Origin of the sequence: Enterococcus sp. AZ084 (assembly GCF_051714905.1) — a bacterium.
GTDB lineage: Bacteria > Bacillota > Bacilli > Lactobacillales > Enterococcaceae > Enterococcus_B > Enterococcus_B pernyi.
In genome coordinates, this window is the sequence record NZ_JBIOSS010000001.1 from 2624992 (window position 1) to 2648451 (window position 23460).

Sequence of the window (23460 nt, forward strand, 5' to 3'; positions counted from 1 at the left end):
TGTTGAATAATTTTTACCTTTGTCACTAAGCATTAGTTCATATAAGCTATTCACATATAGTATTATGTACTTTTATTATGTTCTTCTCCTTTATGCAAATAAACATATACAGGGGTTTTATTTTGAAGAATTTTTGGCAACGTCCTATACTTGAATTATCAAATAAAAAGGACGTGAAGATAAATGTCAGATTTAGAACACAAAGAAGAAAAAACTTTAGACGAAATTGTTGCTACAGTCAATAAACTGGATAAAGAATTAAATGAACTTGATACGTTATCTGAAAATCCAGAAAAAAAACACAACCTAAAAAAATGGTTAGTTGAACGTAAGGCGATCCATGAAATCAAAAAAATTCTTCATGAAGCTGATAAATACGAAAAATATGATGAAAAAGAACTCGATAAAGAGTTTAAAGAAATTAATGATCTATTACAATAATCTATTTAAACGACTCAAAATGAGTCGTTTCAGATTGTAGACAAACCTTATGTAAAAATGAGGTTTGTCTTTTTTATATGTATGTTTTCAAGAATTAAAGAGAAATAGCTTTGTTTTTCTAAAGAAAAACACTCCTTTCTTGCTCTGCCTTTTTTGATTTTTACTAGTTTTTTCATATTTAGGCAGGCAAAAGTAAGCCCAATTTTCATGTGCATTTTTTCAATTCCTATTTGATTCGTATAACGTAATCCGTGAAATTCTTTTGCTGTACCAAAAATTCGTTCAATTGTTTCTTTTCTTTTTCTGTATAGGTCTTTAAAATTTCTTTGGTGACGTATTTCCTCACATCGTTCGATTGCTTTCGCCCAAATATGTCTGGTGATTACTTTTGTATGATTTTTTGAATTTGTACAAGTAGATAGAACAGGACAATTTTTACATTCTTCTGGATTACTTTTGTATTCTAAATATCCTTTTCGATTCGTTGTCGAATAAGTGAGGATCTTATCATTAGGACAGATATAACAATCATAATATTCATCGTAGGCATAGTCGTTCTTCTTGAAATAACCCGCTTTCGTCATGGGTCGCTTATAAGGGAAAACAGGCGTCAGCTTCTCTTCGAGAAGTAATTGAGCGATTGCTGGCGTTTTATACCCAGCATCCATAATCAATTTATCTAGAGTAAAAGCTCCTTTGAGCTTTTTAAATAAAGTAATAAACGTACGACTATCATGTAAGTTTCCTGGGTGGGTCGTATAGCCTAGTATCCAGCCATTTTTATCACATGCTACTTGTGCGCTATAAGCAAAAACTTCTTTATGCTCACCTTTATGAAACCAACCACTTTCGGGATCAGTCGTACTTGTTTTTTTCATAGCTATTTTAGTTTCTGCGTTTGTTTCTTTTAAGGGCTTTTTTAGGCGTTTTTCTCGATCTTTTTCAATTTCTTTTGTCAATTTTTCCGTATAAAAGAAGGCTTGATCCATCACTTCGACGGATTCTTTCTTGTTTCGATTCGCATGTGCTTTAATATGCGTCCCATCAATAAAAACTTCAGAGGTATAAACGATTCCTTCCATCATACATTGTGCTAAAATCTCATAAAAGATTTGTTCAAATGTAGTGGTTCCTTTGAACCGTCTCGTATAGTTTTTACCAAATGTAGAAAAATGAGGAACTGCATCTTCTAACCCTAACCCCAAAAACCATCGATAAGCGTTGTTCACTTCAATTTCTTTGATGGTTTGTCTCATGCTTTTAATACCAAAAAAATATTGAATCATCGGTAATTTAATTAGAAGAACGGGATCTAAGCTTGGCCGTCCTTGGGTTTCATCATATTTATCTTTTACCAAATCGTAAATAAAAGAAAAATCAATAAACTGATCCATTTGTCGTAATAAATGGTCTTGGGGAACTAAGTCTTCAAGAGCAAAAAAGCCCATCTGTGCACGCTTACTCATATCTTGTTTTGAGAGCATCGGGTTACACCTCCAATTCATAGTTTTATTTTAACGTATAAAAAAAGACAAAGCACTATAAATAAGTACTTTGTCTACAATCTGAAACGACTCAAAATGAGTCGTTTTTTTTATACAAAAACACTATCAGAAATCGTCTGGATAATAGTTGAGTTATAAGAAGAATGTACATGAACCGAAATACCTTTTATCTACTATCATCTATCGTCAACTATATCTAATATCGAATAAGTTTTAGCAATAGATTTGATAAACGCCTTTATTTTCTGCTCATGATCAGATGGTGTTTGTATTTTCACTTGTGTTGCTACGGTTTAGAACTAGAAATAAAAAGCATTTCAAAAAACAAAAAAAAAGGCTAAAAACCTTAATCAATAAGGTTTTTAGCCAATCAAAAATCAATAAAATTATTTAACTGTTACAGAAGCGCCAACTTCTTCAAGTTTAGCTTTTAATTCTTCAGCTTCTTCTTTAGAAACGCCTTCTTTAACTGGTGCAGGAGCGCCATCAACTACAGCTTTAGCTTCTTTCAAGCCTAAGCCAGTTGCTTCACGAACTGCTTTGATAACTTTAACTTTTTGGTCTCCAGCTGCAGTTAATTCTACAGTGAATTCAGTTTGTTCTTCAGCAGCAGCACCGCCACCAGCAGCAACTGCAGCTACAGGAGCAGCAGCAGATACGCCAAATTCTTCTTCAATAGCTTTAACTAGGTCGTTAAGTTCTAGGATAGTTGCTTCTTTTAACTCAGCAACGATGTTTTCAATGTTCAATGCCATTTTTGTTTCCTCCATTTTAAATGTTCTTTTTTTATTTATTGTTTATGCTATGCGGCGATTAAGCTGCATCTCCATCTTCTTTGTCTGCGACTGCTTTGACAGCGTAAGCCACGTTGCGGACTGGCGCTTGTAGTACAGATAGCAACATAGATAGAAGTCCTTCGCGGTTTGGCAATTTTGCCAATGCTGTGATTTCTTCCAATGTAGATACTTTACCTTCGATGATACCGCCTTTGATTTCTAATGCTTTTGCTTCTTTAGCAAATTCGTCCATGATTTTCGCTGGTGCTACTACATCTTCGTTACTGAATGCAACGGCTGTAGGGCCAGTGAAAACTTCGTCCATGCCTTCTAGGCCGGCTTTTTTCGCTGCACGTGAAAGGATTGAGTTTTTGATAACTTTCATTTCAACGTTAGCTTCACGAAGTTGTTTACGTAAGCGAGTTACTTCATCAACAGTTAATCCACGGTAGTCAACTACGACTACAGAAGCTGCTTCAGTAAATTTTGCACTTACTTCGTCAACGATTGCTGCTTTTTTTGCGATAATTGCTTCACTCATTTTTGAGTTTCACCTCCTGAATTTTGATGGAAGAGTTTTTTACGACTGAATCGTTTGTTCATCATCTAATCACTTCGTTCTTAGTGATTCTACTCGCTTGCGCTCGAAAGGAAACTCCTTTCGCTCAACTCAATGAGTATTGTTCATCATCTAATCTCTTCGTTCTTAGTGATTCACAACAAAAAACTCTATGCCACCGTAGACATAGAGGGACTATTGAATATATTCAATAAACGTCCTCGGTAGGAAATTAAGGCTAAGCCACCTACTGTCTTCGGTACAAGTTAATTATTAACCTCAACTAGCTTAGCACGCTAAACTAGTTGAGTCAAGAATTATTTTTCAGTTGGATCAATCAACGTCCTAATCGTTGGATTAGAAAGAAGCTTGGTCTACATGGATACCAGGTCCAAATGTTGTTGTTACAGTAATGTTTTTCATGTATTGACCTTTAGCTGCAGATGGTTTAGCTTTCACTAATACATCATGGATCGCAGCAAAGTTTTCAACTAATTTTTCGTTGTCGAAAGAAACTTTACCGATTGGTACGTGGATGTTTCCAGCTTTGTCAACGCGGTAAGTTACTTTACCAGCTTTTACTTCGTTGATTGCTTTTGTTACGTCCATTGTTACAGTACCAGTTTTAGGGTTTGGCATTAAGCCTTTAGGTCCTAATACACGTCCTAGACGACCAACAGTAGCCATCATGTCAGGTGTTGCAACAACTACGTCAAAGTCAAACCATCCGTTTTGGATTTTTTGAACCATGTCGTCGTCACCAACGAAGTCTGCACCAGCTGCTTCAGCTTCTTTTGCTTTGTCTCCTTTAGCAAATACTAAAACAGTTTGTGTTTTACCAGTTCCGTTTGGTAATACAACAGCTCCACGAATTTGTTGGTCTGCTTTTTTAGGGTCTACGTTTAGACGGTATGCAACTTCAACTGTTGCATCAAATTTTGCAATGTTTGTTTCTTTCGCTAATGCTACTGCTTCAGCGACAGAATAAACTTTACTTGAATCCACTTTTTTCAATGCTTCTTGCATTTTTTTGCTCTTTTTAGCCATTTTGGTTCCTCCTTGATTGTGGTTATAACGGTTGTACCTCCCACGTGTCCTATACCTTTCAATACAGGGCCAACTGAGAAGCTACTTTCTTAGGGTGCAGATTATTCTACAGTGATCCCCATGCTTCGTGCAGTTCCTTCAACCATGCGCATTGCTGCTTCAACGTTCGCTGCGTTTAGGTCTTCCATTTTTAATTCAGCGATTTCTTTTACTTGATCGCTAGAAACTTTAGCAACTTTATTTTTGTTTGGTTCGCCTGAACCTTTTTCGATTTTCGCTGCTTTTTTCAATAATACTGCAGCTGGTGGTGTTTTTGTAACGAATGTGAATGAACGGTCTTCGTATACAGAAATCACAACTGGAATGATCAAACCTGCTTGATCAGCTGTACGAGCATTGAATTCTTTTGTGAATCCCATGATATTGATACCCGCTTGACCTAGTGCAGGACCTACTGGGGGAGCTGGAGTTGCTTTACCTGCAGGAATTTGCAATTTAACGATTTTTTCTACTTTCTTTGCCACGAGACATACCTCCTTAAGTCCGTGATGTGGTTAATTGGAGATGCATATTTCTCCTCCCACGTATTGTCAGTTGATCTTAAAATCAATTGACATATCATGTACATAACGAATGCACACTGATACAGTATAGCAAATTTTTCTCTTTTTTCAACAATTTTTTCTGATTATTTTCACCTTTATCCAAAAAAAAGCTAAATATCTGGTTAAAACGTGAAGAAATCTCTTTATAAATCGCTTATTTATGCTAAACTTACGCCTGTATGAACCTAATACATATTATATATAATAAATAAGTTCTTCTATTCTAATGAGGTGAAATAATGAAAGAGCTAAAATACAGAAGTGTATTTGATATTATTGGTCCTGTCATGATTGGACCAAGCAGTTCGCATACCGCTGGGGCTGCAAGAATCGGAAAGGTCGTCCGTAGTATTTTTGGCGATCAACCAGATTCTGTTGACATCTACCTTTATGAGTCTTTTGCCAAAACCTATCGTGGACATGGCACTGATATTGCCTTAGTTGGAGGATTGTTGGGTATGGAACCAGATGATTCTCGTTTAGCGGAGTCGCTAAGGTTCGCTCATGAAGCAGGCATGGAAGTATTATTTGTACCTAAAAGTGAAAAAGCCGATCATCCTAATTCCGTCAAAATGTTGTTAAAAAAAGGCAATCGAAAACTTTCGGTTACAGGTATCTCGATTGGTGGAGGCAATATTCAGATCTCTGAATTGAACGGCTTCAAGATTTCATTGAGCATGGGGACACCGACCTTGATCATCGTCCACCAAGACGTTCCCGGCATGATTGCTAAAGTCACTAATATTCTTTCAGAAACCAATACCAATATTGGGACCATGACGGTCACTCGTGAATCAAAAGGTGAAAATGCCATCATGATCATTGAAGTGGACGATCCTCAAGTAGAAGACACCGTAAAAAAACTAAAACAGCTACCAAATATTGACAGTGTCAATTATTTCGAGTAAAGGAGCAGACCAGGTATGTTTTTATCAATTGAAGAATTAGTCCAACAAGCCCAAGCCTATCCTAACGTTGCCGAGTTGATGATCGCAGTCGAAATGGAAATGAGTCACCGTTCTCGTGAGCAGATCATCGAGATCATGGAAAAGAATCTACTCGTGATGGAACAGTCGATCGCCGAAGGAAATGCTGGTGTGACCTCTGTTACAGGAATCACTGGCGGCGATGCAAAAAAAATGGATAACTACCTTTCTCACGCTGATTTCCTTAGTGGTGAAACAATCTTGACTGCGGTTCGTAATGCGATTGCTGTGAATGAAGTCAATGCCAAAATGGGATTGATCTGTGCAACTCCTACTGCGGGCAGCGCAGGAGTGGTCCCTGGTGTCTTGATGGCCATACGTGATCGTTTGCAATTAACCCATGAACAACAACTCGACTTCTTATTTACAGCAGGTGCTTTTGGTTTGGTCATTGCGAACAACGCATCGATCAGCGGGGCTGAAGGTGGCTGTCAGGCAGAAGTCGGATCGGCGAGTGCGATGGCTTCCGCTGCCTTGGTTTGCGCGAAAAACGGCACCGCTCATCAAGCCGCTCAAGCTGTGGCAATCACGCTTAAAAATATGATGGGTTTGATCTGCGATCCTGTCGCTGGCCTCGTCGAAGTCCCTTGCGTCAAAAGAAACGCTTTAGGTTCGTCACAAGCATTCATCTCTGCTGATATGGCTTTAGCTGGCATCGAAAGTGTGATCCCACCTGATGAAGTGGTCGCTGCCATGTATCAAGTTGGCAGACAGATGCCTTCGATCTTCAAAGAAACCGCAGAAGGCGGACTTGCAGTGACACCTACCGCGAAACGATTGACGAAAGAAATCTTAGAAAAACAAGTATAGTTACTTCTTATATAAAAAAGCTGAATCAGAAAATGCACAAAATTCATTATCGCCAAAGACATGCCGAATAACCATGGTAGCAAATTCGTTGCCATAGTTATTCGGTTTATTTGTTTACATCCTCTGCTTTGCTTCAAACACAAATTGCCCCATTTGTTCATAGAGGTCAGCTTTGATTTGTTCAAAGTCATGATGGACTAACTGATGATCACGTACAAGCTGTCTGCCATCTACCCATACATGTGCTACATTGGAAGCATTCGCTGAATAAACTAAAGCAGAGTATGGATCAAAAATCGGAAACATATTCACAGACTGCGTCTCAACGATAATAAAATCTGCCTTGTTCCCTACAACAAGCTGACCAGTCTCTTTAAAATCTAACAACTCCGCCCCACCTCTAGTGGCTAAACGGACGATTTCCTTTGCTGGGAAAAGCGCACGATCTTTTTCAAAGGTTTTATGAAAATTGGCAAATAGCTTCATTTGTGCAAAGAGGTCTAAAGTGTTGCCACTACTTGGACCGTCTGTACCTAAACCGACAGTTAAACCCGCAGAAAGCATCGCTTTAACTGGCGCTACACCTTTCGCTGATTTTGTGTTCGCACCGATACAGTGCGCAATTCCGACTTGCTCTCCTGCTGTAGCGACTAAAGCAATATCTGCTTCTGTCATATGGATACAATGGGCCATGATCAACGGTCTGTTCATAAAACCTAAGTCTTTCAACAACTCGAATGGGGTTTGTTGATACTGCTTCGCTAATTCCTGCATTTCATAGTCCATTTCTGCCACATGCAAGGTGATCGGCACATCGAATCGTTCACTCAATTCGACTGTCCGCTTCAACCCTTCATAGGTATTGGTATTCGGCGCATGAGGAGCCAACGCAGGCGTAATCAATGGATGATCTTTCCACTTTGGCAAGAATGTCTCACAATAAGTCAAACCACCAGAAGGCTCTACATTATCACACACAGGCATATCAATGATCGTTTCACCAAGAATCGCACGAATCTTAAACTGATCACATACTTGCGCGACTTGATCTTCAAAATAATACATGTCACAAAAACCTGTCACACCACTAAGCAACATCTCACTGATTGCATAGGCTGTACTAGCTGCCACTAGCTCTGGGGTCATGAACGCTTCTAATGGAAATAAGAACCGACGTAATCGATCTGGTACATCGTCTCCTAAAGATCGAAAAGGAATCATCCCAGCATGGGTATGTGTATTCACAAAACCCGGCAACAAGATACCCCCTGCTCCATCGATGACTTCCTCCGCAGACGCTATCCCTTTCCTCCATTCTCCTATCTCAATGATGCGATTTTCTTCAATCCGTACATACCCGTTTTTGTATTCAGTCAGTTGATCATCCATCGTTAGAACGTGGACATTTTTTATCAATGTACTCATAACAAAACACCATCACTTGGAAAAACCAACGGATAAAATTCCTGTGTTTTCGTATTCATCATTCCTTTATCTGTCATTTTGATTGCAGGTGAAACTGGTAATGACAACGTAGAAAATGACATGATCTCATTCATGTTTTTATAGCCAAGATTTTGCATTTCTCTACGCACAGTTTTTAAATCTTGGCCTAACTCTTCAATTGGCGCTTGTGAAACGATCCCGCCAATCGGTAGCGGGCAAGTTGCTGTTAATTTGCCCTCGTTAACTACCACATAGCCACCTTGTAATTCCAACAATTTTTGCTGAGCCAGCAGAATGTCTTGGCAGTTATTCCCCATCACCATCACGTTATGATGATCATGCGCCCAAGTCGTCGCAATACTTCCTGGTTTTGAAATGGGTTCTTCCATCAAAGCATACGCCACATTGCCATTCTTTCCATAACGTTCCATCACGAGCAATAAGGCGCAATCTGAATTTTCCCAATCGAGGTATCCATCTTTCACCGGAATTTCCTTCGTGATCCGTTCTGTAAACGTACCAACCTCATGTTTACGAATAACATTACAACGAACACTTGCCAAATCCGTTTTGACTGGCAACCTTAGATCATCTAAAGAAAGCTTTTTACAATGGACCGTTTGACTGTATGAAGCAGGAAATTGTTCGATTTTTTCTGGATAAGTGATCGCCTCACCTTGCCTGTAGACTTCTTTGCCCGATTTAAAGACCGCAGAAATAGCGAATGTAGATAAATCATCTAACAAAATAAAATCAGCCATTCGTCCAGGTCCAATCAATCCACGATCATTCAAACCCATTCTACGTGCAGGCGTATAAGTCGTCATATAGATCGCTTGTTCGACCGGTAACCCCGCCTCTACTGCCTTTCTCAAATTTTCATTTAAGTGACCAGTGAGTAAATCGTCTGCCATCACATCATCAGTGATCAGACAAGCATAGTCATAATATTCATTTTCTGTGATCACCGCCATATTTTCCGGTGTGATCGACTTGTTTTGAAATTGGATAAACATGCCGTTCTCAATTTTTTCTGCTAAGGATTCTGGAAACTGATGCGTATGATCAGAAGAAATCCCGCTATACATAAATGCTGCCAATTCTTCTTCGTAAATTTTAGGACAATGTCCTTCTAACGGCATCGTCGGACGTTTTTCTTTACATAGGTCAATAATTTGGCGAATCAGCGAAGTTGGTTCATGGGCAATGCCGTGAAAATTCATGGCTTCGCCTAAACAAATCACTTTTGGATTGTCTAACAACTTTTCTGTTTCAGCTAACCCAATGATGCCACCGGTAGTTTCTAGTTCAGGTGTAGTGGAAGGAACGGACGATGGGATAGCATGGAAAATATCTAATTCCGTTTCTGCAGCCATAAATTCAGTCAACCCTTCAAGCCCAAAAACATTTGCCATCTCATGCGCATCCGCAATCACTGTAGTCACACCAAATGGTAAAACGGCCTTTGAAAAAATACTTGGCGTAGTCATTGAACTCTCAATGTGCATGTGGCTGTCAATCAAGCCAGGAATCATGTATTTCCCTCGGCCATCAATTTCATGAAGGATCTCCAAGTGACTCAGATCCTTTGTTGTGATGTAATAAAATTTTTCACCGCTGACTGTGACATGTTTCTTCTCAAAACATTGTTTGGCTGTGTTATACACTTGAGCATCTCTAATCAATAAGTCAATCTTCACATTTTTCCCTCACTTTTATTGTCCTTAGACACGAATAGGGGGCTGTGCGTTTCCGACACAACCACCCCAATGTTTATTTTTTCAATGATTTCCGTTGATAGGAAAATGTTTATTGGTTGATCAAACGATTCCAACGATCGATCCAGTCAGTCATTTGACTATTCACGAAATCAAAGTCAATATTTTTTGCACGATCAGCAACTGCCCCATACGTCATATTACCAGCTTCTTCTTCACTCAACTCCACTTTATCATTCGTCGGTGCTTCATTTAATGAAAGTGCCTTTGTTTTTTGTGATTCTTCGCTAATTCTATAGTTGATGAATGAGTAAGCCAATTCTTTATTCGCTGCTTCTTTTGGAATATTGATCGTATTGTAGTTCGCATATGTGCCACTCTCAGGGACCACGTATTCGATCGTGTCAGAATCCCCTTTGACGATATCATAAGCAAAATCCATCACGATCGCTGCTTCGATTTCTCCTGCTTGGAACATGTTTGCTAAGTCAGAAGATCTAGCATAGGTCTTAACGATATTTGGTTTCAATTCTTCTAAGGCTTCAAATGCTGCCTCGCCATTGTCATCTTCAATCGCTACACCCGCATGATCACTTGCAATATACATCATCAAAGGACCGGCAGTCGTAGTAATTTCCGGGATCGAGATTTTTCCTTCTAATGCTGAATCCCAAAGATCTGACCAGCTAGTAATTTCTTTTCCAACTTTTTCTCTATCGTAAACGATACCTACACTGTTTACAGCAATCGGAACACCCGCACCACTATCAAAGACTTCCTTCGCTCCTTCAGTTAAGTCCGCTAAATTCGGGATTTTTGATTCATCTAGTTTTTCAAATAATTCTTGAGAAGCGCCATCCGCTGAGTTCGCTTGCGCTAACTCAATCACGTCGATTCCTCTAGGATTACTGATTAATTTGTTGAAGCGATCGCCACTGTTCCCTAGATCCATTGTGATCTTCGCATCGAATTCTTTTTCAAAAGGATCCATTACATCGCTTTTCACGATATCTTCACTTAAACCAAATGTTGATACAACTAGATCTTTTGACTCTTTCGCTTCGGATGAATTAGTTTCAGATCCTCCACCGCAAGCTGTCAATACAAACATACTCGCTAAAACTACTGAACTTACTAGAAAGCCTTTTTTCACTGATTTTTCCCCTTTTCTTTGCTTATTTATCTTCCAAAAGAACGATTTTATCTTTTGGGAAATGCAGGTTGATTTGATCCCCTGCTTGGTAAATTTGTTTATCCGTACCGTTTACTAAGAACTTACCTAAAGCCGTTGTCACTTCATACTGGTAACTTTTCCCTAAAAATGTTCTGACTTTCACTTCACCTTTTACAACGTTATGTGTCGCATCAGTGGCAATCTCGATATCTTCGGGACGGATCGTCGCTACTAATCGCTCTGCTATCGGTTGCTCATAAGGTGTCTCAATGACATTCCCTGCAGCTTGATAGCGGATGCCTTCGATTTGTTCAACTGGAAAGAAATTTTCAAAACCGATAAAATGTGCAACAAAACGAGTTTTGGGATGCCGATAGATTGTTTCCGGTGTATCATATTGCTCGATAACGCCATTATTCATGACCGCGACTTTATCCGAGATCGAAAAGCATTCTTCTTGATCGTGGGTCACAAAAACTGTTGTGATACCAAGTTGTTGTTGGATACGTTTGATCTCGATCCGCATTTGGACACGTAGTTTCGCGTCTAAATTACTTAATGGTTCGTCTAGGAGTAGTAACTTAGGTTCAATAACCAATGCTCGAGCCAATGCCACTCGTTGACGTTGCCCACCTGATAGTTGTTTCGGGTAACGATCACCCAACTGTTCCAAGCCACAGATTGCTAACATATCTGCTACTTTCTTGGCGATATCCGCTTTATTTTCTTTACGCAATTTCAAACCGAAAGCAACATTCTCAGCAATCGTTAAATGAGGAAACAACGCATAGCTCTGAAATACCATACCAAAATTACGTTTATGCACAGGAACTTTCACTAATTCTTGATCTTCCAGAACAAAAGAGCCCTCATTCGGCAAAATCAATCCAGCAATCACACGTAGCGTCGTTGTTTTACCGCAACCACTGGGGCCTAATAAAGAAACTAGCTCTCCTTTTTCCATTGAAATAGACAAATCTTCTAATATATTTTGTTTTCCGTCATAACTCACACGGATATTGTTCAAATTTACAAAACTCACGGTTCTCCCCCTCATAGTTTCCAGTCATTCTCAAGTACGGTTCGATTTCTTCACCCAATAGTTAAGCGATTGAAGCCAATCCTAACGTTTTCTCAATAATAAACATTAAGAAAACGGTTAATACCATGATCATTACTGAAATCGCCGACACAGTCGGGTCATACGTATATTCAATGTAGCTCAACAATGAAGTGGGCAACATCGTTACTCCTGGTCCAGATAAAAACATTGAAACTGGTACATTATTGAATGAGTTGACAAAAGCCAGCATAAACGCCGCAAATATTCCAGAAGAAACATTTGGTAAGACGACTTGCATAAAAGCACGGGTTTTGGTGCAACCCAACGTCCAGGCAACTTCTTCAATCGAAAAATCTAATTGCTCCATGCTTGAACCTACGACGCGAATGATATACGGTAGGCTGATCAAAAAATGACCAATCAATAAAGCTTGGATCACCGGCAAGTTAAACTTGATCACAATGTATTGGAACAAGGAATAGCCGACAACGATACCCGGAATCATCGTTGGTGACAAAAAGAAATTTTTAAAAAGCTGTTTACTCTTCATGTGGTAACGAGAAAGTGCGTAAGAAGTCGGCACGCCTACTAATAAAGCTAACAGAGTAGCCCCTACGCCAATACTTAAACTCAATTTAAAGCTATTCATAAATGTTTCAGAACTTAGTGCTTTCTTGTACCATTCTAATGAGAATCCATCAATCGGAAATTGTATCGTCGATGATTGTCCAAAAGACGTTACAACAATAATCACTAATGGTAAAAACAAAAACGCAAAAACTAAGACTGCGATGATCGTCATCCCTTTTTGCTTACGCATGATTCATTTCCCTCCGATCTAAACGTGCAGCAATCATATTCAATCCTTTATTCACGATCAGAGTCGTGATGATCATGATCAATGCAATGACACTTGCTGAAGTCCAATCACCTAAAGTCGATGCTTTCTGGTATAAGAAAGTCGCCATCATCATATTTTGGTTCCCACCTAAAAGTTGTGGTGTCGTATAAGCCGTCAATGTGCCTGTAAATACTAAAATACTGCCAACGATCACTCCAGGTATACAAAGCGGCATGACAATTTTATAGAACGTTTTAAACGGACTCGCACCTAACGTTTCGGCAGCTTCCAGTGTTTCTTTCTCAATATTTTCCATCACGCCAACAAGTGTCATGACCATGGTAGGTAAGAATAAATAGACAGACCCGATAATAATTGCAAACTCCGTATATAGTAAGGCGATGGGTTGTTCGATCAGTCCTATGCGAATCAAGAAATTATTGATTACTCCTGTCCTTCCTAAAATGTTGATCCAAGCAAAACTACGGATGACTGAATTGGTCAATAATGGAAACATCGTCATTGCCATCAATAAACTTTTCCACTTTTTACCCACACCTGCAATAAAATAAGCAGTTGGAATACCTAAAACGGCAGAAATCAAAGTCACAATGACAGAAACGCGAATTGTTCGAAGAAAAATCTTCAAATTGAAATCATCTGTCAAAAAACTGGTGTAAGCACTTAGACTAGCACCTGTTTCAGTAAAAATAGTTGGCCATATAATATTGACCAATGGCAAAATCATAAAAAATAGTAATAAGATCGTTCCTGGCGCAATGATCAAATACGGAACATTCTTCCTCATTGTTCTCCCCCTCATTCGTGTTCTGTCTCATTATAAGAAAAAATACGAACATTTTCAAGAAAACTTTGCGATATATTCAGAAAAAAACTCAAGTTATATGAAATAACTCATGGAAAACCTGTCTTTATCCGTTTTATTCAAAAACATTCACACTCACTTTACTTGTTTTTTAGTAGTTCATGTTTATTAGGCGAACGATTATTATCAGATAATGCGAATTAACTATCAAAAGCGTTGAGAAATACATCTCAACCGAAAGAAAAAATCAACTTTCCATAAAAACAAAAAGAGCAATTACCGAACATTCGTCCAAAACGTTCGTTAATTGCTCTTTTTATTCGACTCAACTATTCCATAAAAACTGACAACTTGTCGATCCACTTCTGTCCCGATCTCGTGAGGCATGTCATTAATCATTTGAGCTATTCATTATTCCAGAACTTCAAATCCATTTATAAAACAACAATTACATTTTCCAATAACGTCACAATAAAACTATTATTTCAATAACGAATACATATTAAAAAAAACAAAAAAACTCAATGAAAAGGTTTACGTTTTTATATTGATATGATATATTTTTTTTGGATATATCCTAAAAAATAGCTGGAAGTCAAGAACATGATTCTATCAAAGAAAAAACAACTATTACTACCCACATTACAAGTATTTTAGGAATTTTGCTTTTAGGTGGTACAAAACGAGTTGAAGCTGAATCTTTTGGAGGAACAACTGCATATACGTATACAGCAGTATCTGCAAATGTAACTAAAACTTCATCAAGTGCTACTACATACGTTAATTGGAATAGTTCCAACCAAAAAAGGCACAAACAATGGTTCGCTCTTTATCAGAATGGATCAAGAAAAGGACAAGGATTATTTAATTATCTTACAAATTCTGCATTTCCTGGGAACGGTTCAGCGGGTTCGACTGTCCATTTAGCTTCGCAAAGAGAAAACATCATTGACCCTACGACTTACATTTCAGGAACATGGACCCCTTAAAGATGATGGACAAGAATCCGTGTCAAAACAACTTCGCTATTTTCTCTTAGAACCAAATAAATAGCGAGAAAGGATATGCCTTCTTTAAATAAGGCGTAATCTCAAAAATTCAAAGAGAAATTTTTGGAGATTACGTCCTATTTATAGAGACTGAACACTTTTGCACCGTCTTCTTGTCACATACCGATTGAAAAAAGGAGATGTATGTTTGAAGAATTTTTGGAGATTAAATAAATATCACATTTCACTTAGTTTAGTCATATTTTTCATAATGGTATTCTCTATTTTAAATGAATATATTTCAAATGCCTTTCTTTATGTAACAAACTTAGCATTTAGACAAGAAATGAATCAAGGTCAAGCCTTTATTAATGTTTTTGATTTCTTTTGGAGGAGTTTAACAGAGTCTGTTTGGTCTTTTGATTATAGCTTGATTTTTGGAACGAATTTATTTCAAATGTTCATCCCTTTAGTAGCCTCTATTGGAACGGCAATATTTGCTCAAAAATGGCAAACTATTTATAAATTTGAGATTTATCATGTTTTAAATTTTAGAAATTTTGTTTATAAGAAAATATTATCAACGGCTACAAAAATAGCATTGGCAACATTTTTTGGTTTCTTTATCTATTACTTATTTTGCTTTATTGCATTACATGATTCTATCAACAATACTGTGACACGTCCAATGTTTGAAGATATTTTCGGATCCAATTTTTATGTCAATCATAGGTTTTTGCAGTCTTTTCTAGAAGGAGTTGTTCGTTTTTTCTGGATACCATTTATATATACTATCTTCGGTACTTCTATCTCATTAATCGTTTCAGAAGCGAAAATATATTTATTAGCCGCACCTTTATATTACTATAGCATGTCGGCTATCGGTACAGGGATGACAGCTTTTTCTGAAGATATTTCGTTGTATTTTAATCCTACAGTGATTATGGCGTCTGGTGATTATTATACATTTAACACATATCTTCTGTTGCTTGCAAACTCGATCCCATTATTTATTGGTATAGTATTGATTTACGGAAGGAGTCAGAATGTTGAATTATAAGTTTTTGATTTATCCGACTATTTCTTCTTTAATAATAATTTTATTTGTCAGTTTTATGCCTAAAACCATCATCACTACAGGATGGATTTTTTCTAATTTCCTATCAATGTCAGTAATACTTACGATATCATTTTTTTATTTATTTGAAAAACATAGTTTTATTCAAATGGAAGTAGTGAAATGCGAGAATATTTTTCGTTTTTTTCGGTATAAGTTGGCTCTATTATTTAATCGTAATGTCATTTACACGGCGATACTCTCTATCACATTTACAACATTAAGTTACATTAAAGTTGGCAATGCGGACTTCAAAATAATTTCAATCTATTCTCTGGCGTTGATTTTATTATTATCTTTATCAGGGTATCTCATGTTAGTAACATCCTTTTCCTTCAAAAATATATGGGCACCGTACATTACTATTATTATGATATATAGTTTTTATTTTTATGCTTTTGTAAACATAAATTTATCACCCTACTTTAACCCTTTTATTTCGTACATAACAAGTTTCAGCGAATTTCAAGGATATGGAACTGAACCTACCTATTTTAGTCATTTTGGAATAATTGGTTTTCTATTCTCAAATTTACTTTTTTGGGGACTTGGACATCTTATTTTTCATATCAAAACTCGGAAGATCGATCTATGACAAAAAAAATAGTAGGTTACACAATTGTTTATTCACTAGAAGTAATCTATGTTATCTATATTTTTTCTAGTAATATCGCTTTACAGGAAGTATTCAGCCTGATTGCTTTTAATTCATCTGTCTATAAGAAGTTCTTGATCGAATTAGTAAATCCTAAATTCATTGTTTTTTATCTTTTAGTGAATATATTTACCTTACTATTCACTATAGATAATTTGACATCTTCAGCTTCGATGTATTCTATGATTCTATATAGAAATAAAAAATCAGGATTTTTTTTACTAAGGATAAAACATATTTTTTCTGTACTTTTATTAAATAGCGCAATTCAATTTATAAGCTTTTTTAGTACTTTATTTTTTTGGGGATATATATATGGCCTATCTTCAGGCATCAATATTGTAACTTTTACTATCCTATTTTTTAAATATTTCACTATACTATTTATATTCCTAATTTACTATGATTACTTTAAGCTAAAATCAAATAATATATTTATTCTTCCAGTGTCAACCTTTTTATTATTATCAGTTTTGATAGTAGATTTACTTTTAAATTTTGGATTGATTCGTATCTCAGATAGTATAATAGAAAATTTATTGTACTTGCTTTGTGATTTAACGATACTAGGTATTTCTATGACGATTTTGAATCTTAGATTTAAGAAAAGAGATGAATTTTATTGATTGAATTAATTAATCTGGGAAAACAGTATAAGCAAAAAATTTTATTTCAAGATGTGAATGTTATCTTCAATGAAGGAAAAAAATCTTTTATTAAAGGAATAAATGGTTCAGGAAAAAGTGTACTTATGAAGCTCATTGTAGGATACTCTACCCCAACAAAGGGGATGGTCAAAGTTGCTGGAAAAATAATAGGCGTAGATCAAGATTTTATACCTGATGCCGGAGTTTTCATTAACGCACCTGATTTTATTAAAAGTTGGACTGGTGCAGAAAATTTGTTGTATTTAGCAAATATCCGCAAAGTAGCTAATGAAAAAAAAATTCGTTTTTTAGCAAGTCAATTGAATCTAGAAAAAGATCTGAATAAAAAGTATAAATATTATTCACTTGGTATGAAACAAAAATTAAGAATCATTCAAGCGCTTATGGATGAACCTACCTATTTGATTCTAGACGAACCTTTTGATGCTCTTGATAAAAACAGTCGAGAAAATGTTTTGGATTTGTTAGATAATTACCTTAGTGAAGATGCTCAAAGAATTCTAATTTTTTCTAGTCATAACGATATGATGGAAGACTTTGCAGATCACATCTACGAACTTGAAAATCAAACGCTACTTCAAATAAAATGAATGAATAAATTTATATAGCATACACCCTATTGGATTTAAAAAATCTGATATTATTAGTGGATCATCTGAATTCAGCCTTTTCTTCTTCAATCAATACCCCAAAGAAATCGACTAACTTCTCGATCCACTTCTTCATTTTCATGAAGCATACTATGTGAGGCCCCTTCACCCTCTTCGACCTTTTCCATTACAGGATTACCGTGTTGCTTCAACAAGGCATAGACTGCAAATGCACTATTCAGCGGAACAGTTCCATCACTTAGCTCTACTTCACTCAACTGCCCTGCAACCAATAAAAATTGTGTGCTGGTTGGGAGATTTCCTACCATGGTTTGATAATCTTGATACCTTGAAGACACCACTGTTGGCCCATTTTCGAGTAAATCAGCTAAATTTTGACCGCTATCATCCACAAAATCATTGAAAGGTGCGCCTAGTGCTACAAACTTTTCAACTTGCGGTAAAGTGGTTTCTTGCCCATACGTGACTAGATAACGAAGTCCGCTGACCCCACCCATTGAATGTCCGACAATGTTCACCTTGTTGATTTGATCAGTTGTCTGCAAATAAACCAGACATGCACGAATCCATTCTGCTTGGTTCCACTCATTATTTTCATTGTCTTCGAAAAGTACTTGGATCATCGGATTGGTTGCTTCTTTTGATAAAGCACCTTGGGCTTGAACGTTTCCATTGATATCTACAATCAATGTCAATTCTTGCTGCCCTTTGCTTTCCGTTTCTAACCGATCGATCATTCCTTTGAACGAATTCACTGTCCCTTTATATCCGTGAACAAATAAGGTAGGTATAGTTCCTTTTTCCACTGGTTTCACTTGGCTTGTCACCGTTGTTTCCGTGGAGGCAGTTTCTTTTTGGCTCTTGTTTTCTTGCGTTTGGCAACCAGATAGGATTAGCAGTACAAGCAACACCATGCGACTTAGCACCCGATTAAAAGTTACTTTATTTTGTTTTATCACCTTTCTCACTCCTTTCATTCAAGACAAAAAAGAGCTGAGATGACTAAGCATCCCAACTCCTCCATTATTCTGATCACTGTTTAGTCGATCTTGTCTACTTGATCAAAATCAAGCTCTGTACTTGTTTCACGACCGAACATGTCAATGTTTACTTTTAGTTTTTCTTTTTCTTCATCGACTTCTGTCACTTGACCTTCTAATCCAGCAAAAGCTCCTTCGATGATCTTAACAACTTCGCCAACTTCTACTTTCAGTTCGTTTTGACGTAAACTCATACCGATTGAACGTAAGATATGATTTACTTCTTCTGGTAATAAAGGTGCAGGCTTACTTCCTGCTCCGTGAGAACCAACAAAACCAGTAACGCCCGGTGTATTACGGACAACATACCATGAAGCATCTGACATGATCATTTCTACTAAGACATATCCAGGGAATGTTTTATGAACGATTTCTTTTTCTTTCCCATTTTTCACTTCAGTTTCTGTTTCTTCAGGAACAACGACACGGAAAATAAAATCAGCCATTTTCATACTTTGCGCACGTGACTCGATATTTGCTTTTACTTTGTTTTCGTATCCAGAGTATGTATGTAATACATACCAATTTTTTTCAAAAGATTCCATTGAAGGCTCCTCATTTCATTTGTAAAATAAAAAAACCTCAGTTCCCCGAAGCTTTTCCTCTCTTTGATTATAGCACCGTTTGATGGTTTTTACTAGTGACTTATTTTTTGTTCCCTAGTAATTTAAAAAGCGTTATTTATTCTTATTTTGGTGCAGAAATTGTATTATCTACTGTTTTTTTTTGAAAATAATTTCTTAAAAAGCTTATTTTATAAAGATGAATCAAAAATTTTTTGTTATTAGACAAAAAGACCTATGAAAATACATACCCAAGTCAATATTATTTATTCCTACAACGTACAATTATAGTCGTAAGGAATCTTATTGAGCTTTATAGAAATTTACGAGAGGAGGTATCCCGATGGAAACAATAAGACAACTCATTGCATCGATTTTTGGTTGGTTAGATTCTTTCGCATTGATTCTTTGCTGTCTCACTGTTTTCTTTTTAAGTTTAAAAGTCTCGTCTTTGGAAAAAGAAGTAAAAATACTAAAGAATACTTTTAAAAACCATTCAAAATAAGAGTCATGTTGTATGATTCAAATCAGTACATATCTACATTTCCAGATAGTCCGATCCGTTCAAACACTTTCTAGATAAACCAAAAAAAACCGAAAAGATAGCAAACTTTTCGGTTTATGTTTACTTCTAAAAATTTTTATCTAATATATTAAAAATATGTTCGATCTCGTATTGTGTTTCAAATCTATGTAAATCAGCTAAAAGTTCATTCTTCAACTTGCTCGCTCCAATCAATTCTAATCCCATAATATAATCCTTTATTTTTTTACTGACAGCCTCTCCTTCGATGTGCGCAAGTAAAAGTTGATAAAACCGATGATATATTTCAGTTTCTCGCTGAAAAATAATTCTACGTCGAGTCTCAAATAGTTTTTCCAAATAATACTTAGCTAATTTTAGCTCTTCTCTTTCAATCATCAGTAAAAACACATTATTATAAATACCTGATAATATGGAATGGAAGATCTCAAATTCTCCATTTTTCATCACATTTTTTTCTACTTCTTTTAATCGCTGTTTGATGTAACTTGTTTCAAATAAATAGAGGAGAGTAGCAAAGGTCGTCATTTCAAATCTTCCCCACTCATCGATTTTCTCTAAATAATCAGATAATCTTTTCAGATAGTTAGTATCTTTTTTATTTAATTTTTTTACACCATCGATTTCCTCATACCACTTATAAGTTTTGACAACAAGATAATTTCTTATGACGACTAAATCATCTGAGTATTCTACTTCTTGGGCTAGTTTTTTTAATTGATAATTGATTGCACCACTATTTTTTTCTAGATTCCGGAACATTTTCTTCAAACTCAAATTTTTTTGAGATACTTTATCTCCATCAAGATAAAACATGAATTCATCGATCGTCATATTCAATCGTTCTAATAATTCTAAAAAGACTAATAATGGTAAATGATTTTTCCCATTCTCATATTTAGCTAACGTTTCCCTCGAAACAATTCCATGGGCTAATTTTTTTTGAGAGAGGCCTCTATCCACACGCATTTTTTTTAATAATTCATGAACTTCCATCGTTCCCTCCTTACTTATCAATTAATGGATTAGTTGTTTGTTAAATTATTCACAATAAATTCTTTCTATTGCCACACCTTTTATTTTAATAACTAAGTGACATATAAAAAAATAGAGCTTCCAATTGATTGATAATCATGGATAGCTCGCCTTTTATTTAGATAAACTTATTGAATTATTTCAAGATCCATGCAAACAGACTTTGAATCGCTGTATCCATCACGAAAAACATTAGTCCGAAGATGATCGATGTTTCGATAACGACTAGTGTATCTTTACGTAATTGTTTTTTACTTGACCAAGTTACTTGTTTCATTTCATCTTTTACACTTTTAAGAAATTTCATCGTACGCCTCCTCCTTGTTATTTTGTCTCTTTATGTAATGTGTATTGATTACAATATTTACAAAATTTGTTGATTTCCAAACGCTCGCCGCTTTTTCCTTCACTAATCGACTTAGTATAGTTTCGAGAACCACAAACGGAACATGCTAATGCCGCTTTTTTCTTTGCCATCCGTTTCCCCTCCTCACTGAAAACCAAATTTATACCATACTACATTATCATGTAAATTATTTTATGTCAATTAGTGATCGTACGCTCTACTGTTTTTATTTTAGTTATGATATGATTACTTAAAGGATTTTAAAAATGAACAATCTGGAGGTATGACTATGCTATTAAAAACTCTTGTTTACAAGAAAAAAGATTTGACTACCGTCTCTGAGACAAGCAACTTGGAAGAAGCACTAGAAATTTTAGAAACATCCGGTTACCGTTGTGTACCGATTCTTGATACTTCCGGGAATATTTTCCGTGGGAATATTTATAAAATGCACATCTATCGTCACAAAGCAAATGGCGGCGATATGACTTTACCAGTCACTCATCTATTGAAAAACGCAACAAAATTCATTTATTTAGATACTTCTTTCTTTAAAGTATTCTTTACGATCAAAGAGCTTCCATACATTGCTGTACTTGATAGCCAAAACCATTTCTATGGGATTTTGACACACAGTACCTTACTTGGTATGTTGTCTCAGTCTTGGAGCGTAGAACAAGGAAGCTACGTCTTGACGATTGCTTCGACAGGTAAACAAGGTGACTTAGCGGCGATTTCAAAGATCATCGCAAAATATAGTAGCATTGCTAGTTGTATCACTTTGGATATCGAAAAAGATGAATACATCCGTCGTACCTTGATCACTCTACCAGCTCATACAGAAAAAAGTGTCTGTGATTCGATCGTCAATCACTTAGAAAAGAAAAATTACAAAGTGATCGAAATTGAAAATTTACAAGATACTGATAAATAAAAACCTGTTTAGTGGTTGATATTTACTAACTATTTTTCGAAAAATCATATTTCAAAAAAGCCAGAAATCCCAAAATAATTTACGACTTTTGGAATTCCTGGCTTTTTTACTCGATTAAAAACAATCATACACGATCGTTGAATTTCACTGCTTGGTCTAAATAATACATCAATGGCGCAGAAACAGCCATCACGATAAATTCACTTAACGCAAGTGTACCATACGTTGTCCAAAACGCTTGACCGCCAGTTGGTACTAACATATAAGCAATCATAAACATACTGATTGTAAAGAACGCTGTATTTAATGCTAAGCGCACTTTGACATTTTTCACTTTATTTTGGATAAGTGCCGTTAGTCCTAATGCAAGTAGTGTTTGACCACCACCGAAAATCACATCCATGACACCAAAACCATAAATGGCATTATAAACGATCACGCCACCTAAGACACCCCATAATAATTTTCGGTTGAATACAACTAAATGATTCAAACTTTCTGAAATACGAAATTGGATTGGTCCTGAAGATACAGGTGCTACCAAAATCGTTAACGCTAGATATAATGCCATGATCAGCCCATTGACAACGACTACCATCAGTCGTTGCCTACTCTTTGTTCTCTCCATATTCTATTCCTCATTTCTCCTAGTTTTGTTAATGCGGGATGGTCGACGAACCGCAAGGCGTATTATAACATAACAATTCTAGATTACAACCTTCCCTCTATACACCCATTTCAGCATTTTTACCTTAACTTGAAAAGATTGTTATAAAAAATAAAAGAAGTAAAAACAAGCAAGACACCTCGATTAGTTAGTGCAAGACCTTACTGAACAGCATCGTTGAGAGATTGGGGCTTGATAGATAAAGGAATCGCGCTCTTCTTATCAAAAAAATGGGTGCCAGCGTTGACTAACACTTCCCAGACAATTCTTCGTTTCTATCTTTTACCTACGTTTTTTCGTTTGTTCTTTATTGTATTTTCTAACTTAACTTCTTTTTCATTTCCCCAAACCTCTGCTATAATAACCAAGATTGTAATTCTTTTGACAATAATGACGAGATGCTTTGTTGAACCTTCAGTGGTTGACTCTATTATTCAACCACTGCTTACTCAGGGTAAGACGATTTAGTAAAGCATCGTTGATCTATTTACATG

The 23460-nt window shown here is 36.3% G+C and carries 25 protein-coding genes, 1 pseudogene and 1 other annotated feature; of the genes and pseudogenes, 9 read left to right on the forward strand and 17 right to left on the reverse strand.

The genetic code is table 11. The features are described from left to right. Window positions 1–183: 183 nt before the first annotated feature. Window positions 184–441, forward strand: a complete 258-nt coding sequence (locus IGI79_RS11865) for a hypothetical protein (protein WP_438846014.1) — start codon at window positions 184–186, stop codon at window positions 439–441. Between the two features lies 1 nt (window position 442). Here IGI79_RS11865 and IGI79_RS11870 read toward each other — a convergent pair. From IGI79_RS11870 to rplK, 5 genes and pseudogenes are all read right to left on the reverse strand, one after another. Next, window positions 443–1925 (reverse strand): annotated as a pseudogene (locus IGI79_RS11870) (IS1182 family transposase). Window positions 1926–2332: 407 nt separating this feature from the next. Continuing rightward, window positions 2333–2701 carry a 50S ribosomal protein L7/L12 gene (gene rplL, locus IGI79_RS11875; RefSeq protein ID WP_010734285.1) on the reverse strand — a complete coding sequence of 123 codons (369 nt, stop codon included), beginning with the start codon at window positions 2699–2701 and terminating at the stop codon, window positions 2333–2335. A 58-nt stretch (window positions 2702–2759) separates the two neighbouring features. Continuing rightward, window positions 2760–3263 carry a 50S ribosomal protein L10 gene (rplJ, locus tag IGI79_RS11880; RefSeq protein WP_010734284.1) on the reverse strand — a complete coding sequence of 168 codons (504 nt, stop codon included), beginning with the start codon at window positions 3261–3263 and terminating at the stop codon, window positions 2760–2762. A gap of 170 nt (window positions 3264–3433) precedes the next feature. After that, window positions 3434–3559 (reverse strand) — a sequence feature (ribosomal protein L10 leader region). A 79-nt stretch (window positions 3560–3638) separates the two neighbouring features. Further along, window positions 3639–4328 (reverse strand): 50S ribosomal protein L1, encoded by a 690-nt coding sequence (gene rplA / locus IGI79_RS11885; protein ID WP_010734283.1) that lies wholly within the window; start codon window positions 4326–4328, stop codon window positions 3639–3641. Window positions 4329–4429: 101 nt separating this feature from the next. After that, window positions 4430–4852, reverse strand: coding sequence for a 50S ribosomal protein L11 (rplK, locus tag IGI79_RS11890; protein WP_010734282.1), 423 nt, complete (start codon window positions 4850–4852; stop codon window positions 4430–4432). Window positions 4853–5172: 320 nt separating this feature from the next. Here rplK and sdaAB point away from each other — a divergent pair, with 320 nt between their 5' ends. Together sdaAB and sdaAA are read left to right on the forward strand one after the other, a co-directional pair. After that, window positions 5173–5841, forward strand: coding sequence for an L-serine ammonia-lyase, iron-sulfur-dependent subunit beta (gene sdaAB / locus IGI79_RS11895; RefSeq protein ID WP_019722302.1), 669 nt, complete (start codon window positions 5173–5175; stop codon window positions 5839–5841). A gap of 15 nt (window positions 5842–5856) precedes the next feature. Then, a complete protein-coding gene (gene sdaAA / locus IGI79_RS11900; RefSeq protein WP_438846015.1) occupies window positions 5857–6729 on the forward strand; it encodes an L-serine ammonia-lyase, iron-sulfur-dependent, subunit alpha in 873 nt (290 codons plus the stop codon). A gap of 114 nt (window positions 6730–6843) precedes the next feature. Here the strand turns inward: sdaAA and IGI79_RS11905 are convergent, their stop codons facing one another. The 6 genes from IGI79_RS11905 to IGI79_RS11930 form a co-directional block, all read right to left on the reverse strand. After that, on the reverse strand, window positions 6844–8154 hold the full coding sequence (locus IGI79_RS11905; protein WP_065096678.1) for an amidohydrolase: 1311 nt from the start codon (window positions 8152–8154) through the stop codon (window positions 6844–6846). Beyond that, window positions 8151–9875, reverse strand: coding sequence for an adenine deaminase C-terminal domain-containing protein (locus IGI79_RS11910; RefSeq protein ID WP_065096677.1), 1725 nt, complete (start codon window positions 9873–9875; stop codon window positions 8151–8153). The genes IGI79_RS11905 and IGI79_RS11910 overlap by 4 nt, the downstream gene beginning before the upstream one ends. 109 nt (window positions 9876–9984) lie before the next feature. Further along, window positions 9985–11046: an ABC transporter substrate-binding protein gene (locus IGI79_RS11915; RefSeq protein ID WP_023520403.1), complete on the reverse strand. Its 1062-nt coding sequence runs from the start codon at window positions 11044–11046 to the stop codon at window positions 9985–9987. Window positions 11047–11068: 22 nt separating this feature from the next. Further along, window positions 11069–12109: an ABC transporter ATP-binding protein gene (locus IGI79_RS11920; protein WP_066025580.1), complete on the reverse strand. Its 1041-nt coding sequence runs from the start codon at window positions 12107–12109 to the stop codon at window positions 11069–11071. Between the two features lie 61 nt (window positions 12110–12170). After that, a complete protein-coding gene (locus IGI79_RS11925; protein ID WP_010734275.1) occupies window positions 12171–12950 on the reverse strand; it encodes an ABC transporter permease in 780 nt (259 codons plus the stop codon). After that, window positions 12943–13779, reverse strand: a complete 837-nt coding sequence (locus tag IGI79_RS11930) for an ABC transporter permease (RefSeq protein WP_010734274.1) — start codon at window positions 13777–13779, stop codon at window positions 12943–12945. Before IGI79_RS11930 ends, IGI79_RS11925 begins: the two co-directional genes overlap by 8 nt. Window positions 13780–14459: 680 nt before the next feature. Between IGI79_RS11930 and IGI79_RS11935 the strand changes: the two genes are divergently transcribed. From IGI79_RS11935 to IGI79_RS11950, 4 genes are all read left to right on the forward strand, one after another. Continuing rightward, window positions 14460–14786, forward strand: coding sequence for a hypothetical protein (locus tag IGI79_RS11935; protein WP_438846016.1), 327 nt, complete (start codon window positions 14460–14462; stop codon window positions 14784–14786). 208 nt (window positions 14787–14994) lie between these two features. Then, the gene (locus IGI79_RS11940) at window positions 14995–15846 is read left to right on the forward strand and encodes a hypothetical protein (RefSeq protein WP_195339020.1); all 852 of its coding nucleotides are present in this window, start codon (window positions 14995–14997) and stop codon (window positions 15844–15846) included. A 648-nt stretch (window positions 15847–16494) separates the two neighbouring features. Further along, window positions 16495–17184, forward strand: coding sequence for a hypothetical protein (locus tag IGI79_RS11945; RefSeq protein WP_195475587.1), 690 nt, complete (start codon window positions 16495–16497; stop codon window positions 17182–17184). Further along, on the forward strand, window positions 17181–17816 hold the full coding sequence (locus tag IGI79_RS11950; RefSeq protein WP_195475585.1) for an ATP-binding cassette domain-containing protein: 636 nt from the start codon (window positions 17181–17183) through the stop codon (window positions 17814–17816). The genes IGI79_RS11945 and IGI79_RS11950 overlap by 4 nt, the downstream gene beginning before the upstream one ends. An 86-nt stretch (window positions 17817–17902) precedes the next feature. Here the strand turns inward: IGI79_RS11950 and IGI79_RS11955 are convergent, their stop codons facing one another. Together IGI79_RS11955 and nusG are read right to left on the reverse strand one after the other, a co-directional pair. After that, complete coding sequence (locus tag IGI79_RS11955; RefSeq protein WP_423221688.1) at window positions 17903–18751, reverse strand: alpha/beta fold hydrolase; 849 nt, start codon at window positions 18749–18751, stop codon at window positions 17903–17905. Window positions 18752–18876: 125 nt separating this feature from the next. Beyond that, on the reverse strand, window positions 18877–19422 hold the full coding sequence (gene nusG, locus IGI79_RS11960) for a transcription termination/antitermination protein NusG (protein ID WP_010734272.1): 546 nt from the start codon (window positions 19420–19422) through the stop codon (window positions 18877–18879). Window positions 19423–19783: 361 nt separating this feature from the next. On the opposite strand from nusG, the gene IGI79_RS11965 reads away from it, so the two are divergent. Next, window positions 19784–19945 carry a hypothetical protein gene (locus IGI79_RS11965; protein WP_438846017.1) on the forward strand — a complete coding sequence of 54 codons (162 nt, stop codon included), beginning with the start codon at window positions 19784–19786 and terminating at the stop codon, window positions 19943–19945. Between the two features lie 126 nt (window positions 19946–20071). Here the strand turns inward: IGI79_RS11965 and IGI79_RS11970 are convergent, their stop codons facing one another. From IGI79_RS11970 to rpmG, 3 genes are all read right to left on the reverse strand, one after another. Next, entirely contained in the window at window positions 20072–20980 is a 909-nt protein-coding gene (locus IGI79_RS11970) for a helix-turn-helix domain-containing protein (RefSeq protein WP_438846018.1), read from the reverse strand. A 175-nt stretch (window positions 20981–21155) separates the two neighbouring features. Continuing rightward, on the reverse strand, window positions 21156–21326 hold the full coding sequence (gene secE, locus IGI79_RS11975) for a preprotein translocase subunit SecE (protein ID WP_065096667.1): 171 nt from the start codon (window positions 21324–21326) through the stop codon (window positions 21156–21158). A 17-nt stretch (window positions 21327–21343) separates the two neighbouring features. Then, window positions 21344–21496 carry a 50S ribosomal protein L33 gene (rpmG, locus tag IGI79_RS11980; protein ID WP_005878997.1) on the reverse strand — a complete coding sequence of 51 codons (153 nt, stop codon included), beginning with the start codon at window positions 21494–21496 and terminating at the stop codon, window positions 21344–21346. A gap of 158 nt (window positions 21497–21654) precedes the next feature. Here rpmG and cbpA point away from each other — a divergent pair, with 158 nt between their 5' ends. Then, window positions 21655–22299: a cyclic di-AMP binding protein CbpA gene (gene cbpA, locus IGI79_RS11985; protein WP_010734268.1), complete on the forward strand. Its 645-nt coding sequence runs from the start codon at window positions 21655–21657 to the stop codon at window positions 22297–22299. Window positions 22300–22423: 124 nt separating this feature from the next. Here cbpA and IGI79_RS11990 read toward each other — a convergent pair whose 3' ends face one another. Continuing rightward, a complete protein-coding gene (locus IGI79_RS11990) occupies window positions 22424–22927 on the reverse strand; it encodes a QueT transporter family protein (RefSeq protein WP_065096665.1) in 504 nt (167 codons plus the stop codon). Between the last annotated feature and the right edge of the window lie 533 nt (window positions 22928–23460).

What these genes read in the sequence shown, in the direction of transcription:
- IGI79_RS11865 (WP_438846014.1), top strand. Translation starts at nt 184, where the DNA reads ATGTCAGATTTAGAACACAAAGAAGAAAAAACTTTAGACGAAATTGTT.
- rplL (WP_010734285.1), bottom strand. Translation starts at nt 2,701, where the DNA reads ATGGCATTGAACATTGAAAACATCGTTGCTGAGTTAAAAGAAGCAACT.
- rplJ (WP_010734284.1), bottom strand. Translation starts at nt 3,263, where the DNA reads ATGAGTGAAGCAATTATCGCAAAAAAAGCAGCAATCGTTGACGAAGTA.
- rplA (WP_010734283.1), bottom strand. Translation starts at nt 4,328, where the DNA reads ATGGCTAAAAAGAGCAAAAAAATGCAAGAAGCATTGAAAAAAGTGGAT.
- sdaAB (WP_019722302.1), top strand. Translation starts at nt 5,173, where the DNA reads ATGAAAGAGCTAAAATACAGAAGTGTATTTGATATTATTGGTCCTGTC.
- sdaAA (WP_438846015.1), top strand. Translation starts at nt 5,857, where the DNA reads ATGTTTTTATCAATTGAAGAATTAGTCCAACAAGCCCAAGCCTATCCT.
- IGI79_RS11905 (WP_065096678.1), bottom strand. Translation starts at nt 8,154, where the DNA reads ATGAGTACATTGATAAAAAATGTCCACGTTCTAACGATGGATGATCAA.
- IGI79_RS11925 (WP_010734275.1), bottom strand. Translation starts at nt 12,950, where the DNA reads ATGCGTAAGCAAAAAGGGATGACGATCATCGCAGTCTTAGTTTTTGCG.
- IGI79_RS11930 (WP_010734274.1), bottom strand. Translation starts at nt 13,779, where the DNA reads ATGAGGAAGAATGTTCCGTATTTGATCATTGCGCCAGGAACGATCTTA.
- IGI79_RS11945 (WP_195475587.1), top strand. Translation starts at nt 16,495, where the DNA reads ATGACAAAAAAAATAGTAGGTTACACAATTGTTTATTCACTAGAAGTA.
- IGI79_RS11955 (WP_423221688.1), bottom strand. Translation starts at nt 18,751, where the DNA reads ATGGTGTTGCTTGTACTGCTAATCCTATCTGGTTGCCAAACGCAAGAA.
- nusG (WP_010734272.1), bottom strand. Translation starts at nt 19,422, where the DNA reads ATGGAATCTTTTGAAAAAAATTGGTATGTATTACATACATACTCTGGA.
- IGI79_RS11965 (WP_438846017.1), top strand. Translation starts at nt 19,784, where the DNA reads ATGGAAACAATAAGACAACTCATTGCATCGATTTTTGGTTGGTTAGAT.
- IGI79_RS11970 (WP_438846018.1), bottom strand. Translation starts at nt 20,980, where the DNA reads ATGGAAGTTCATGAATTATTAAAAAAAATGCGTGTGGATAGAGGCCTC.
- secE (WP_065096667.1), bottom strand. Translation starts at nt 21,326, where the DNA reads ATGAAATTTCTTAAAAGTGTAAAAGATGAAATGAAACAAGTAACTTGG.
- rpmG (WP_005878997.1), bottom strand. Translation starts at nt 21,496, where the DNA reads ATGGCAAAGAAAAAAGCGGCATTAGCATGTTCCGTTTGTGGTTCTCGA.
- cbpA (WP_010734268.1), top strand. Translation starts at nt 21,655, where the DNA reads ATGCTATTAAAAACTCTTGTTTACAAGAAAAAAGATTTGACTACCGTC.
- IGI79_RS11990 (WP_065096665.1), bottom strand. Translation starts at nt 22,927, where the DNA reads ATGGAGAGAACAAAGAGTAGGCAACGACTGATGGTAGTCGTTGTCAAT.